Source organism: Aeromicrobium sp. MLTX1, assembly GCF_046452335.1.
Taxonomy (GTDB): Bacteria; Actinomycetota; Actinomycetes; order Propionibacteriales; family Nocardioidaceae; genus Aeromicrobium.
Map to the genome: position 1 here is coordinate 2,133,763 of NZ_JBKFDN010000001.1, position 12,775 is coordinate 2,146,537.

A 12,775-nucleotide genomic window follows, 5' to 3' on the forward strand; every position below is an offset into this window, starting at 1 on the left:
CTGCGAGGGGTGTGCCATGCACTGTGGTGCAGGTCACTGTAAGTTGAATCTGGCGCCACTGTCAACTATCATCGGTTCCCATCGCGGTCCCGCGCATGGGCTCGCGCGTCGTGCACAATGCGCAGTGGCGAGACGTTGAGACGAGGGGCGGACGTGGCACCGGTACATGACAAGCAGCTGACCGAGCGGGGGCGCAGGACGCGCGACAACCTGCTGCACGCGGCGTCGGTCGTCTTCGCGCGCCAAGGCTTCCTGGACACGAAGATCACCGACATCACCACCGAGGCCGGCACGGCCAACGGCAGCTTCTACAACTACTTCGACTCCAAGGAGGACATCTTCCGCGCCGCCATCGCGCAGGTGAACGGACGGATGTTCGAGGTGGCGTCGTCGCGGCTGCCCGAGGGGGCCTCGCCCTACGAGCGCATCGAGGCGGCGACCCGCCGGTACGTCGAGGGCTACAAGGCCGACGCGGGGATGATCATGATCCTCGAGCAGGTCGCCACCTTCAGCCCGGAGTTCAAGGCGATGCGCCGCGAGACGCGCACGATGTTCCGGGCGCGCACCGAGCGCGGCATCCGCCGCTGGCAGGAGGCGGGCGTCATCGACCCCGCGCTCCCGGCGCAGGTCGCCGCCGACGCGCTGACCTCGATGGTGAGCAACTTCTGCTACATGTGGCTCGTGTTCGACGAGGACTACGACACCGAGACGGTCGTCACGACCCTCAGCCGCATGTGGGCCCAGGCACTGGGGCTCCCGGTCCCCGACTGACGTCATCCCAGGATGGCGGCCGGGTTGGCCACCAGCATCTGCTCGATCTGCGCCTCGGTCACGCCGCGGTCCCGCAGTGCCGGCAGGACGTCCGCGTGGACGTGCTCGTAGTGCCAGTTGGGCATCAGCTTCTCCTTGGCATCCAGGTCGAAATTGTGCGTGTAGCTCGAGGCGTCGTGGGCCAGGACCAGCTGCCCCGCGTAGCCCTTCTCGCACAGGGCCGCCACGGTCGCGACGCGGTCCTCGAAGGAGAGCATGAGGTCGAGACCGAACCGGTCCATGCCGAGGTAGACGCCGTGGTCGAGCAGTCGCTCGAGGTACTCCAGGTCCGTCGTGTCGCCCGAGTGGCCGATCACGACGCGTGACAGGTCGACGCCCTCCTCGACGAACACGGCGAGCTGGTCGGAGCCTCGCTCGGTGGGGGCGTGGGTGTGCGTGGAGATCGGCGCGCCCGTCTCCTTGTGGGCGCGGGCGGCCGCCCGCAGGATGCGCTCGACGCCGGGCGTGATGCCCTGGGCGTCCGTGGCGCACTTGATGATGCTGGCCGTGACGCCGGTGTCGGCGATGCCCTCGGTGAGGTCCTGGACGAAGAACTCCGTCAGCAGCTCGGGTCCATCGATGAGCAGGCCCGGCCCGCGGAACTTGAAGAACATCGGCACGTCGTCGTACGCGTACAGGCCCGTGGCCACGACGATGTTCATCCGCACCTGCTCGGCGACTCGCTGGACGCGCGGCAGGTCGCGCCCGAGCCCCACCACGGTGAGGTCCACGATCGTCCGCACGCCGCGGTCGTACGCCGACTCGAGCTTCGCGATCGCGTCCGCGACGCGGACCTCCTCGTCCCAGCGGCCGGGGTAGTTCCGCTCGATCTCCGTGTTCAGCACGAAGACGTGCTCGTGCATGAGCGTGTGCCCGAGCTCGGTCACGGGGACGTCTCGGCCGGCTGCGGTGGCGATGGTCTTCATGAGGTCCTTTTCCGTCGGGAGGCAGTTGACAGTGGCGCCAGATTCATGTTTGGTGTGTGACAGCCAACACAGTGGAGCGTCCGGTTGTCAAGGGCCCCACCCACACAGGAAGCAGGACCGTGGCCCTCGAAACACCAGCTCCCCACGCCGCACCGGAGTCCCTCGACCCGGGCATCGACGCGCTCTTCAACGCCCGTCGCATCGCGATCGTCGGCGCGTCCGGCCGTGAGGGCAATCCGTTCGCCCGCCCGCTGCAGTACCTGACCGAGTTCGGCTTCGACGGCGACGTCTACCCGGTGAACCCCGGCTACGAGGCCCTCCGCGGCCTGCCGTGCTTCCCGGACCTCGAGAGCCTGCCCGCCCCGGTCGATCTCGCCCTGCTGATGGTGCCCGGACGGGCGGCCGTCGAGCTCATGCCCCGGGTCGCCGCCGCCGGCGCCCGGGCGGCGGTCGTGTTCGCCTCCGGCTTCTCCGAGACCGGCGAGGAGGGCGTGCGCCTCCAGGCCGAGCTGACCGCCGCCGCGCGGGAGCACGGCGTCCGCGTGATCGGCCCCAACTGCCAAGGTGTGCTGTCGACGACGCATCGCCTCTACGGCACCTTCACCGCCGCCCTCGAGCTCGGTCCGGTGCGCACCGGCGGCCTCGCGTACGTCGGCCAGAGCGGTGCCGTCGGCGGCTCGATCCTCAGCATGGCGCGCGAGCAGGGCATCGGGATCTCGAGCTGGGTCAGCACCGGCAACCAGGCCGACCTCACGACCGTCGAGGTCGCCCGGCACCTCGTCGAGCTGCCCGGGACCGAGGTGCTCGCGCTGTACCTCGAGAGCGCCGTGGGGGAGGGCGAGTTCCGCGACCTCGCCGCTCGCGCCCACGAGCTCGACACCTCGCTGATCGTGCTGCGCTCGGCCACGAGTGCCGCCGGCGCGAAGGCGGCGGCCTCCCACACCGGCGCGATCGTCGGCGACGACGGCGCCTACCGCGTCGCCGCACGCGAGTACGGCGTGGTCGAGGCCTCCGACATCGACGACCTCGTCCGCCTCGCGCACGCCCACCTCGCCCTGCCGCGCAGCGCCGGGCCGGCGACGGCGATCGTCACGACCTCGGGCGGTGCGGGAAGCCTGGCCGCGGACAAGGCCCACGAGCTGGGCCTGACGATCGACGACCTGCGCCCCGAGACGCAGGAGCGGCTCGCCGCCCTCGTGCCCGACTTCGGCGCGATCGACAACCCCGTCGACGTGACGGCGCAGATCTTCCGCTCCAGCGAGATCGACGACTTCGTCGAGGTCTGCCGCATCGGCTGCGAGGCGCAGGAGGTCGACGCGATCGTCATCGCGCTCACCCTCGTCACGGGCGAGCTGGCCACCTCGATGGCCACCGCCCTCGCCGACCTGATCCCCGAGGTGAGCAAGCCCGTGGCGCTGGTCTGGGCCGCGGCCCGCGAGCAGACCGTGAAGGGCCGCGAGATCCTCCGCGAGGCCGGCGTGCCCGTCTTCGACTCGTCGGAGCAGGCCATGAGGGCCATCGCCTCGCTGCGCCGCGTGCCGGCGCCGGTCGAGCCCGGCGGGCGGCCGTCGGGCTTCGACGAGACCGTCGTCAGCCGTCTCCTCGACGACCTCACGGGCACCGTGACGGAATCCCAGGCGCAGGAGATCCTCGCCGCCGCCGGGATCGCGACGCCGGACGCCCGGCTGGTCACGGACGTCGCGACGGCCGAGTCGCTCTCGCTCGGGACCGACCGCACCTATGTCGTGAAGATCCAGGCCGCGGGGATCGCCCACAAGACCGAGCGCGGCGGCGTCCGGCTCGGGCTCGACGCGTCGGAGGTCGCCGGCGTCGCCCGCTCGATGCTCGAGGACTTCGCCGCCGACGACCCCCAGGGCGTCCTCGTGCAGGAGATGGTGCCGCCCGGCGTCGAGCTGATCGTCGGCGTCACCCGCACCGACGGCGGGCTGCCGCTCGTGACCGTCGGGCTCGGCGGCACCGCGACCGAGCTGTACGCCGACACCGCGACGACCTTCGCGCCCGTCGACCCGGCGCGGGCCCGCGAGCTCCTGCTGGACCTCAAGGCCGCGCCGCTGCTCACGGGCTTCCGCGGCTCGCCGGCCCTCGACGTGGACGCCGTCGCCGACCTCGTCGCGCGGGTGAGCCACGTCGCCGACATCGCGGGCCCGGCCCTGCGCGAGCTCGAGGTGAACCCCGTGCGGGTCCTCGACCGCGCGGAGCGCCCGGTGCTCGCCCTCGATTTCCTGATGACCCTCGAAAGGGAGACAGCATGACCGGACGTATCGGCCTGGACCGCGTGGGCGCGGTCGCGGTGATCACCGTCGACAACACCCGCATCAAGAACGCGCTCACCCAGCAGATGGCGCGCGACCTCGGTGCCGTGTGCGAGGAGATCGACGCCGACGCGTCGATCGGCTGCACGGTGATCCAGGGCGCGGGCGGCACGTTCTGCTCCGGGGCCGACACGTCGACCTGGGCCGAGACCTACGGCGACGACCCGCTCAGCGACGAGGCCTACGCCGACACCGACGAGATGTACGGCTCGTTCGTCCGCTTCGGCGAGCTCAAGGCGCCGACGATCGCCGCCGTGCGCGGTGCCGCCGTGGGCGCGGGCCTCAACCTCGCGCTGGCGGCCGACCTCCGCGTCGCCTCCGAGGACGCCCGTCTGCTGGCCGGCTTCCTCGCGGCGGGCATCCACCCCGGCGGCGGGTTCTTCACGCTCGTGCGCCGGCTCGCCGGTCGCGAGGCCGCCGCGACGCTCGGCCTGTTCAGCCAGGAGGTCTCGGGCCGCGAGGCCAAGGGCTTCGGTCTCGTCGGCGTCTGCGTCCCCGACGAGGACACCGAGAAGACCGCACTGGAGATCGCGCAGCACGTGGCGCGCGACCCGCTCGTCGCCCGCCGCGCGAAGCGCAGCTTCAACCTCGAGACGCAGTCCACCCCGCTGCCGTGGGCGGCCGCGCTCGAGGTCGAGCGCGGCGTCCAGCTGTGGACCCAGGCGCGCCGCCTGCGTCACCAGCGGGAGCAGGCATGATGCGCTTCGCGGCCGAGCCGCTGACCGAGGACGAGCTGCGCCTGCGCGACGAGGTGCGCGAGTTCATGGCGCAGGAGCGCGCGAACGGGCTCGGCGTCGGGCTGGGCATCAACGCCGAGGCCGACATGGAGTTCAGTCGCCGCGTCGCCGCGAAGGGCTGGGTCGGCATGACCATCCCGAAGGAGCATGGCGGCCCCGGCCGCACGGCGGTCGAGCGCTTCGTCGTCGTCGAGGAGATGCTCGCCGCCGGCGCCCCGATCAGCGCCCACTGGGTCGGCGACCGCCAGACGGCCCAGATGTTCGTCCGCTTCGGCAGCGAGGAGCACCAGCGCGAGTTCCTGCCGCGGATCGTCGCCGGCGACGTGTGGTTCTGCCTCGGCATGAGCGAGCCCGACAGCGGCTCGGACCTGGCGTCCGTCCGCACCCGGGCGACGCGGACCGAGGGCGGCTGGCTGCTCAACGGCCAGAAGGTCTGGACCTCCGGGGCCCAGTACGCCGACTACGTCGTGACGCTGTGCCGGACCTCGCCGGCCGAGGGTCGCAAGCACGTCGGTCTCAGCCAGCTCCTCGTCGACCTGCGCGCCGACGGCGTGAGCGTCTCGCCGATCCGGCTGCTGAACGGCTTCCACCACTTCAACGAGGTGCACTTCGACGACGTCTTCGTGCCCGACTCGATGGTCCTGGGCCAGGAGGGCGACGGCTGGCACCAGGTGACGTCGGAGCTGGCCCACGAGCGCTCCGGCCCCGACCGGTTCCTCTCGGTGATGCCGGTCCTCGCCCGTCTCTACGAGGAGCTCCGTCACCGCGACCTCCCCGACGACGTCCTCACGTCACTCGGCCGCACGTTCTCCACGTACATGACGCTGCGCTCGATGTCCCTGTCGATCGCTCGGGCGCTCGACCGGGGCGAGACGCCCGCCGTCGAGGCCGCACTGGTCAAGGACCTCGGCACCCAGTTCGAGCAGGAGGCGATCGAGCAGCTGCGCACCCTCGTCGGCGGCGAGCTGGACCCGACGGCGCCGGGACTCGAGGGACTGCTGGCCGACGCGGTCATCACGGCACCCACGTTCACGCTCCGCGGCGGGACGAACGAGGTCCTGCGGACCGTCGTCTGGAAGTCCCTGCAGCGCTCGAGGAAGGAATCGGCATGAGCGACCTCTCGCGGGAGCTGTTCACGGCCCTGAACGACATCGTCTCGGCCCGCGCCGCGCGCGACGGCCACGACGCCATCGCGGCCTGGAGTCCGGACCTGTGGTCGGCGCTCGACGCGCAGGGCTACACGTCCATCGACCCGGACGAGCCGGGGGTCGGGCTGGCCGAGTTCTGCGCCGTCGCCACCGCCGTCGGGACGCACGCCCTGGGCCTGCCGCTCGTCGAGGCCGGCCTCGCGGCCTGGCTCGCGTCCGTCGCGGACCTCAAGCTGCCGGCCGGGCTCGTCGTTCCGGCGGTCTCCTCGGGCGACGTCCTCACCGCCGTCGAGCAGGACGACGACGGACTGGTCGTCGAGGGCACTCTGCGGCGCGTGCCCTGGGCCCGCCACGCCGAGCTCGTCCTGGCGTTCGTCGAGACGCCTTCCGGGCGTCGTCTGGTGGCGCTCGAGCCGCTCGACGTGACCGAGGGCGCGAACCTCGCCGGCGAGCCCCGCGACACCGTCACCGTCGAGCGCCAGCGGGTCGGCGCGGCCCAGGTCGGCTCGACCGAGGGCGTCGACCTCCGCGAGGCGCGGGCGCGCGGTGCCCTGCTCCGGGCCGCGGCCGCCGCGGGAGCCATGGACACGATCGTGGAGCTGGTCGTCGAGTACGCCGGCCAGCGCCACCAGTTCGGCCAGCCCATCGGCGCCTTCCAGGCCATCCAGCAGCACGTGGTCACGGTCGCGCAGGCGGCTGCGGCGACGCGCGCCGCCGTGGAGTCCACCGTGACGGCCGCGCCCGAGCACCGCGTCCTGGCCGCCGCGTCGGCGAAGGTCACGCTCGGGATCCAGGCGGGTCGCCTCGCCCGGTCGGCGCACCAGGTCTTCGGCGCGATCGGCGCCACCGAGGAGCACCGCCTGCACCTGCTGACGCGGCGGCTCTGGAGCTGGCAGGACGAGTACGGCACGCAGCACGAGTGGTCACACTTCCTCGGCGAGCGACTCGTCTTTCCCGAGGCGCCCGGCCTGTGGGAGGTCCTCACGCCTCCGCACCCGGCCGTGACGGCGCGCGGAGTGGGGGAGTCGGCACCGTGGTGACCGTCGACCAGGAGCTGCTCGTCGAGCGGCGCGGCGGGGTCGCCGAGGTGCGGCTCAACCGCCCCGAGCGCCTCAACGCGCTCAGCTCCGCGGTGCAGCAGCGCCTCGTCGAGGTGTTCGCCGATCTCGACCGCGACGACGCGGTCCGCGCGGTGACGCTCGGGTCCACGAGCCGCAAGGCGTTCTCCGTCGGTGCCGACCTCAAGGAGATGGCGGCGGGCGACGACGCGGGGGCGCGGCCCTACGAGCCGATGCACGGCATCACCCGCAACGTCTACGAGACCGTGCTGGAGTGCCGCAAGCCCACGATCGCCGTCCTCGACGGCTGGGTCGTCGGCGGCGGGATGGAGCTGGCGATGGCGTGCGACATCCGCATCGCCTCGCACGACGCCCGCTTCCTGCTGCCTGAGGCGAAGGTCGGGCTCGGCGCGAACTTCGGCAGCCAGATGCTGCCGCGGCTGGTCGCCTCGACGCACGCGTTCGAGATCCTCTACGGCGCCGAGCCGTTCGACGCCGCGTACGCGGAGCGCATCGGCTTCGTGTCGCGCGCCGTGCCGGGGGACGAGCTCGAGGGCGATGCGCGGCGCACGGCCGACCTCATCGCCTCGCGCGCGCCCGTCACGATCCGTCGCTACAAGGCGATGGTCAACCTCGGCTCCTCGCTGCCGATCGCGGCCGCGCTGCGACTCGACCCGGGTCCGAGCCCCTACGTCAGCCAGGACCGCGCGGAGGGCGCTCGCGCCTTCCGCGAGAAGAGAGAACCGATCTGGAGTGGCCGATGAAGCGGCCGGCACCGGAGCGTCACGGGCACACCAGCCCACCACCCCCCGAAAGGAAGATGACCATGAAGTCGACACGACGAGGCCGAGGCAACTCGGCGCTGCGGGCGGCCATCGCGCTGCCGCTGGCCGGCACCCTGCTCCTCTCGGCATGCGCCGGTGGAGACGACGAGGGTGGCGACGACGCCCCGATCAAGGTGGGCGTGGTCGCGGCCCTGACCGGCATCGCCGCCCCGTACGGCGTGCAGAGCCTGAACTCCTTCAAGCTCGCGGTGGAGGACCTCAACGAGGCCGGTGGCATCGACGGTCGCGACATCGAGGTCGTGGCCCTGGACAACCGCTCCAAGCCCGAGGAGGTGCCCGCCCTCATGCGTCGCCTCGTCGGCGAGGACGTCAACGTGATCCTCGGCGCCTCGTCCACGCCGCTGACCGTGACGGGTGCCCAGGCGGCCGACCAGCTCAAGGTCCCGCTGCTGGTCCCGATGGAGGCCGGCGACGTCATCATCGGCGAGGGCCGCTCGCACGTCTTCAAGCTGGCGCCGTCGGTCCTGGCCGACCAGGGCTGGTCCGCGCAGGGCGTCCGCGCCGTGATGAAGGGCTCGGAGGAGGCCGGCGACCCGATCAAGACCGCGTTCATGATCAACGCCAGCACCGGCGCCTTCCCCGAGGCCGAGAAGGCCTGGGCGGGCACCCTCGAGAAGGAGTTCCCCGACGTCGAGCTGATCGACACGCTCACGTTCGACGAGGCCTCCACGAGCGACTTCGGTCCGCTCGTGGCGAAGGCGAAGGCGGCGAACCCCGACCTGCTGATCTTCGGCGGCAACCCGCAGAGCGCCTTCCAGTTCTACCCGGCGCTGCAGGACTCGGGCTGGCAGCCCAAGGCCACGCTGGGCTCGCTGGGCGGCAACACCAACGCCCAGTTCATCTCCTCCGTGGGCGCCGAGGCGGCCGACGGCGACGTCGCCGGCAACTACTGGACCGCGGAGCTCAAGCCCGGTGACGACGCCAAGCAGACGCCGCAGGGCTTCGTCGAGGACTACAAGGAGGCGTACGACGGCCAGGTGCCCGACGGCGTCGGCGCGTACTACTACTCCGCGGGAGCCGTGGTCGCCGAGGCGCTGCGCAACGCCGACGACGTCGACGACCGCGAGTCGATCACCAAGGCGCTGCGCGAGGTCGACATCTCCGGCATCAACGGCGACGACAACGGCCTGTACATCGTCAGCCACGGCGTCGACTTCGACGAGCAGGGCTTCAACGCCGCCGCTGTCGGTCTCGTGACGCAGATCCAGGACGGCAAGTACGTGCCCGTATTCCCGGACGACGTCGCCAACGCCACGATCGTCTACCCCAAGCGCTGACGCGCGAGGAACGAGGAATTCGCCATGGACACCGCATTGCTCGTCGAGCAGTTCAGTGTGTGGCGGGGACGCTCGGAGATCGTCAGGTCCGTCGACCTGACGATCCCGGGCGGGTCCCTGGTCGCACTGGTCGGCTCCAACGGTGCCGGAAAGACCACCTTCATCGAAGGCGTGCTGGGCATCCTGACCACCAAGGCCGGACGGTTCGAGCTGTTCGGCGAGGACGTCCGTGGCCGCAAGCCCTGGGACCTCGTGAACGACGGTCTCGTCGTGGTGCCGCAGGAGCGACGCCTGTTCCCGATGATGACCGTCGAGGAGAACCTCGACATCGTCGGGTCGAAGGGCGACAAGGGCAGGGGAGCGCGGTTCACGCGCGACGAGCTCTACGACCTCTTCCCGCGCCTGAAGGAGCGGTCGTCGAACTTCGCCGGCACGCTCAGCGGCGGCGAGCGCAGCATGCTCGCGATCGCCCGCGGGCTGGCGCTGCAGCCGCGGCTGCTCATCCTCGACGAGCCCTCGCTCGGGCTCGCGCCGGTCGTCATCGACTCGATCATGGCCACGATCCGCGAGATCTCGCAGACGGGGCTGTCCATCCTGCTCGTCGAGCAGAACGTCCACCAGGCGCTCGCGATGGCGTCGTGGGCCCACGTGCTCGACGCGGGCGCGGTGATCGCCTCCGACACGAGCGACCACCTCCGCGACTCGCCGCTGCTGGAGTCGGGCTACCTCGGCGTGGTCCCCGCGAGTGACGAGAAAGGAACCGTCTGATGCAGACACTGACCCAGATCCTCATGACGGGGGTCCTCCAGGGCCTGATCTACGCGCTGATCGGCCTGGGGCTGTACCTGATCTTCAGCGTGATGCGCGTCGTGAACTTCGCGCACGGCTTCTTCGTGCTGCTCGGCATGTACGGGCTGTTGTGGGTGGGGCCGACGTCCCTGCCGGGCTTCCTCGCGGCGACCGTCGTCGTGGTGGCCGTCGCGGGCGCGTTCGGCTACGTGGTCGAGCGGGTGCTCATCGAGTCCACGCTGCACAAGCCCGGTCACGCGCAGCTGGTCATCACGATCAGCCTCGGCCTGGCGATGCAGTACTTCTTCCAGATCATGTTCCCCGAGCCGTACCAGAAGATCGCCAACCCGTGGCCGTTCGACGCCATCCAGGTGCTCGGCGTGACGGTCGGCTCCGGGCGGCTCGCGGCGGGCGTCATCAGCCTGCTGCTCGCGATCGGCGTGTCCTTCCTCGTCTACAAGACGCGGTTCGGCAGCCTCATGCGGGCGTGCTCGCAGTCGCTCGAGGGCGCGGTCCACGTGGGCATCAACTACACGCGGGTCTACCGCGCCACGTTCGCGCTGGGCGCGGCGATCGCCGCGATCGCGGGCGCCCTGCTCATCCCGTTCCAGCCGGTCTCGCCGCACCTCGGTCTCGAGCTGACGATCAAGGCGTTCATCGTCGTGGTGGTCGGCGGCAGCGAGTCGATGTGGGGCGTGCTCTCGGCGGGCATCCTGCTCGGCATCGCCGAGGCGGCCGGCAGCATCCTCGTCTCCGGCTCGCTGGCGACGTCGGCCATCTATCTCCTCTTCCTGGCGGTCATCCTCGTGCGGCCGCAAGGACTCGTCATGCGTCGGAAGGTGTCCACCTCATGAGCGTCCCCGAGCTCCTCGCGCGCTTCGACACGCCCGTCAAGCGGATCAACGCCGTCATCGCGACGGTCGCGATCGTCGGCGCCGTCCTCTACCCGTTCCTCGTCGAGTCGCCACTGGTCAGCGTCGGCTTCGTCGCGCTCATCTTCGCGATGCGCAACTTCACCTGGAACATCGCGGGAGGCCTGACCGGGCTGCTGTCGCTGGCGCACGTCGCCGGCTTCGGCATCGGCGCATTCGCGGTCGCGATCCTGACCTGGACCCACGGCTGGAACGTCTGGCTCGCGATCCTCGCGGGCATGGCGGTCTCGGCCGCGGTCGGCGTCGGCGTCAGCCTGATCATGAGCCGCTTCGGCGTCAACGCGTTCTTCTTCGCGCTCGGCACCATGGCGCTGTCGCTCGCGATCGCGGGCATCGCCGCCTCGTGGTCGGTGACGGGCGGCAACGACGGACTGCAGAACCTGTCCGCCGACGAGGGTCTGCTGCACCTGCAGTGGTTCACCAACCCCGTGCCGCTCTACTTCGTGGCCCTGGTCCTGCTCGCGCTGATGGTGATCGGGACCGCGTGGATGGTGAAGCGCACGCGGTTCGGCCGGTCGCTCGCGTTCATCCGCGAGGACCCGCAGATGGCGGCGAGCATGGGCATCGACGTGGTCCGCAACCAAGCCGGCGCCATGGGACTCAGCATGGGCCTCACGGCGGTGAGCGGCTCGCTCATGGCCCAGTACACGAACTTCGTCAGCTACGACTCGGTCTTCTCGATGGAGATCGGCATCGCGATGATGGTCGGCGCGATCATCGGCGGCTCGGCCACGCTGGCCGGCCCGATCGTGGCCGGCATCGGCATCGCCGCCCTCGAGGAGGCGCTGCGCTCGTTCGACGTGTCCAGCTCGAACGTCTCGAGCTTCACGCAGATCCTCTACGCGGTGATCGTGATCGTCCTGGTGCGCTACGGCACCGACGGCATCGTGCCGATGTGGAACGCCCTGCTCGAGCGACTCTTCGGCGACGGGCGCGACCCGGACCCCGAGGACCTCGAGGACGAACGACGCGACGAGGCCCCCAAGGAGGTCGCTCATGCTTGAGGTCAGGGGAGTGGCGAAGAAGTTCGGGGGACTGCGTGTCCTGACGGACGTCTCGTTCGAGGCGGAGAGCGGTCAGGTCACGGCGCTGATCGGACCGAACGGCGCGGGCAAGTCCACGCTGGTGAACCTGGTGTCGGGCTACCTGACGCCGAACGCCGGCTCGATCACGCTCGACGGCAAGGACATCACCGGGATGGCGCCGGCGAAGGTCTTCGGCGAGGGCGTGGCCCGCACCTTCCAGGTGTCGGGCAACGTCGCGGAGCTGAACGTCTTCGAGTGCGTGGCGATGTCGGCCTACCGCACGGCGTCGTCGTACCGCGCGGCGAACGAGATCGCGGAGGAGGAGCTCAAGCGCTTCGACCTGTGGCAGTACCGCTCCCGGGCGCTGGGAGACATCCCCACGGCCATGGTGCGGATCGTCGACTGCGCGCGCGGCATGGCGGCGCGGCCGAAGATCCTGCTGCTCGACGAGGTCATGGCTGGTCTCACGCCGGCCGAGGTCGACATCGTGATCGAGCAGGTCCGTGCCTGTCGGGACGCCGGAGTGGCGATCGTGATGATCGAGCACGTCCTCCAGGCGGTCAACGCCCTCGCCGACCGGGTGGTGGTGCTCAACCAGGGCACGATCGTCGCCACGGGATCGATGGCCGAGGTCTCGCAGAACGACGAGGTCAAGGAGGCCTACCTGGGCTCCGCGGCCGTCAAATGACACCGGTGTCGTCGGCATCGTGGGCCTTGCGGGGCTCGTGATGCCGACGACCGTCGTTTCTGCCTGCAATTGCAGGTGTGACGTAGGACGCGTAGGGGGCGGTTTGCCAAGGCTGGAGACGTGTGTGTAATGTTCTTCTTGTTGCTCCGCACGGCGGGGCAGCGGAGCGCAGACCGAAGCGGTTAACGCCAGGAGCCCTGATGGGGA

At 70.8% G+C, this 12,775-nt stretch carries 12 protein-coding genes; 11 read left to right on the top strand and 1 reads right to left on the bottom strand.

Annotation, left to right across the window (positions count from 1 at the left end; genetic code table 11):
* The first annotated feature begins 153 nt into the window (after positions 1 to 153).
* Entirely contained in the window at positions 154 to 771 is a 618-nt protein-coding gene (locus ACK99Q_RS10370) for a TetR/AcrR family transcriptional regulator (RefSeq protein ID WP_410186030.1), read from the top strand.
* 2 nt (positions 772 to 773) lie between these two features.
* Here the strand turns inward: ACK99Q_RS10370 and ACK99Q_RS10375 are convergent, their stop codons facing one another.
* Entirely contained in the window at positions 774 to 1,736 is a 963-nt protein-coding gene (locus ACK99Q_RS10375) for a phosphotriesterase (RefSeq protein ID WP_410186031.1), read from the bottom strand.
* Between the two features lie 119 nt (positions 1,737 to 1,855).
* Between ACK99Q_RS10375 and ACK99Q_RS10380 the strand changes: the two genes are divergently transcribed.
* From ACK99Q_RS10380 to ACK99Q_RS10425, 10 genes are all read left to right on the top strand, one after another.
* Entirely contained in the window at positions 1,856 to 4,009 is a 2,154-nt protein-coding gene (locus tag ACK99Q_RS10380) for an acetate--CoA ligase family protein (protein ID WP_410186032.1), read from the top strand.
* The gene (locus tag ACK99Q_RS10385; RefSeq protein WP_410186033.1) at positions 4,006 to 4,767 is read left to right on the top strand and encodes an enoyl-CoA hydratase/isomerase family protein; all 762 of its coding nucleotides are present in this window, start codon (positions 4,006 to 4,008) and stop codon (positions 4,765 to 4,767) included. The genes ACK99Q_RS10380 and ACK99Q_RS10385 overlap by 4 nt, the downstream gene beginning before the upstream one ends.
* Entirely contained in the window at positions 4,764 to 5,918 is a 1,155-nt protein-coding gene (locus ACK99Q_RS10390) for an acyl-CoA dehydrogenase family protein (RefSeq protein WP_410186034.1), read from the top strand. The genes ACK99Q_RS10385 and ACK99Q_RS10390 overlap by 4 nt, the downstream gene beginning before the upstream one ends.
* A complete protein-coding gene (locus ACK99Q_RS10395; RefSeq protein WP_410186035.1) occupies positions 5,915 to 6,994 on the top strand; it encodes an acyl-CoA dehydrogenase family protein in 1,080 nt (359 codons plus the stop codon). The genes ACK99Q_RS10390 and ACK99Q_RS10395 overlap by 4 nt, the downstream gene beginning before the upstream one ends.
* Complete coding sequence (locus ACK99Q_RS10400; protein WP_410186036.1) at positions 6,988 to 7,776, top strand: enoyl-CoA hydratase/isomerase family protein; 789 nt, start codon at positions 6,988 to 6,990, stop codon at positions 7,774 to 7,776. Before ACK99Q_RS10395 ends, ACK99Q_RS10400 begins: the two co-directional genes overlap by 7 nt.
* Before the next feature lie 62 nt (positions 7,777 to 7,838).
* Positions 7,839 to 9,134 carry an ABC transporter substrate-binding protein gene (locus tag ACK99Q_RS10405; RefSeq protein WP_410186037.1) on the top strand — a complete coding sequence of 432 codons (1,296 nt, stop codon included), beginning with the start codon at positions 7,839 to 7,841 and terminating at the stop codon, positions 9,132 to 9,134.
* Between the two features lie 24 nt (positions 9,135 to 9,158).
* Complete coding sequence (locus ACK99Q_RS10410) at positions 9,159 to 9,902, top strand: ABC transporter ATP-binding protein (RefSeq protein ID WP_410186038.1); 744 nt, start codon at positions 9,159 to 9,161, stop codon at positions 9,900 to 9,902.
* Entirely contained in the window at positions 9,902 to 10,777 is an 876-nt protein-coding gene (locus ACK99Q_RS10415; RefSeq protein WP_410186039.1) for a branched-chain amino acid ABC transporter permease, read from the top strand. Before ACK99Q_RS10410 ends, ACK99Q_RS10415 begins: the two co-directional genes overlap by 1 nt.
* A complete protein-coding gene (locus ACK99Q_RS10420) occupies positions 10,774 to 11,859 on the top strand; it encodes a branched-chain amino acid ABC transporter permease (protein ID WP_410186040.1) in 1,086 nt (361 codons plus the stop codon). The genes ACK99Q_RS10415 and ACK99Q_RS10420 overlap by 4 nt, the downstream gene beginning before the upstream one ends.
* The gene (locus ACK99Q_RS10425; RefSeq protein ID WP_410186041.1) at positions 11,852 to 12,568 is read left to right on the top strand and encodes an ABC transporter ATP-binding protein; all 717 of its coding nucleotides are present in this window, start codon (positions 11,852 to 11,854) and stop codon (positions 12,566 to 12,568) included. The genes ACK99Q_RS10420 and ACK99Q_RS10425 overlap by 8 nt, the downstream gene beginning before the upstream one ends.
* Positions 12,569 to 12,775 lie beyond the last annotated feature (207 nt).

What these genes read in the sequence shown, in the direction of transcription:
- ACK99Q_RS10415 (WP_410186039.1), top strand. Translation starts at nt 9,902, where the DNA reads ATGCAGACACTGACCCAGATCCTCATGACGGGGGTCCTCCAGGGCCTG.
- ACK99Q_RS10420 (WP_410186040.1), top strand. Translation starts at nt 10,774, where the DNA reads ATGAGCGTCCCCGAGCTCCTCGCGCGCTTCGACACGCCCGTCAAGCGG.
- ACK99Q_RS10385 (WP_410186033.1), top strand. Translation starts at nt 4,006, where the DNA reads ATGACCGGACGTATCGGCCTGGACCGCGTGGGCGCGGTCGCGGTGATC.
- ACK99Q_RS10405 (WP_410186037.1), top strand. Translation starts at nt 7,839, where the DNA reads ATGAAGTCGACACGACGAGGCCGAGGCAACTCGGCGCTGCGGGCGGCC.
- ACK99Q_RS10375 (WP_410186031.1), bottom strand. Translation starts at nt 1,736, where the DNA reads ATGAAGACCATCGCCACCGCAGCCGGCCGAGACGTCCCCGTGACCGAG.
- ACK99Q_RS10410 (WP_410186038.1), top strand. Translation starts at nt 9,159, where the DNA reads ATGGACACCGCATTGCTCGTCGAGCAGTTCAGTGTGTGGCGGGGACGC.
- ACK99Q_RS10425 (WP_410186041.1), top strand. Translation starts at nt 11,852, where the DNA reads ATGCTTGAGGTCAGGGGAGTGGCGAAGAAGTTCGGGGGACTGCGTGTC.
- ACK99Q_RS10390 (WP_410186034.1), top strand. Translation starts at nt 4,764, where the DNA reads ATGATGCGCTTCGCGGCCGAGCCGCTGACCGAGGACGAGCTGCGCCTG.
- ACK99Q_RS10395 (WP_410186035.1), top strand. Translation starts at nt 5,915, where the DNA reads ATGAGCGACCTCTCGCGGGAGCTGTTCACGGCCCTGAACGACATCGTC.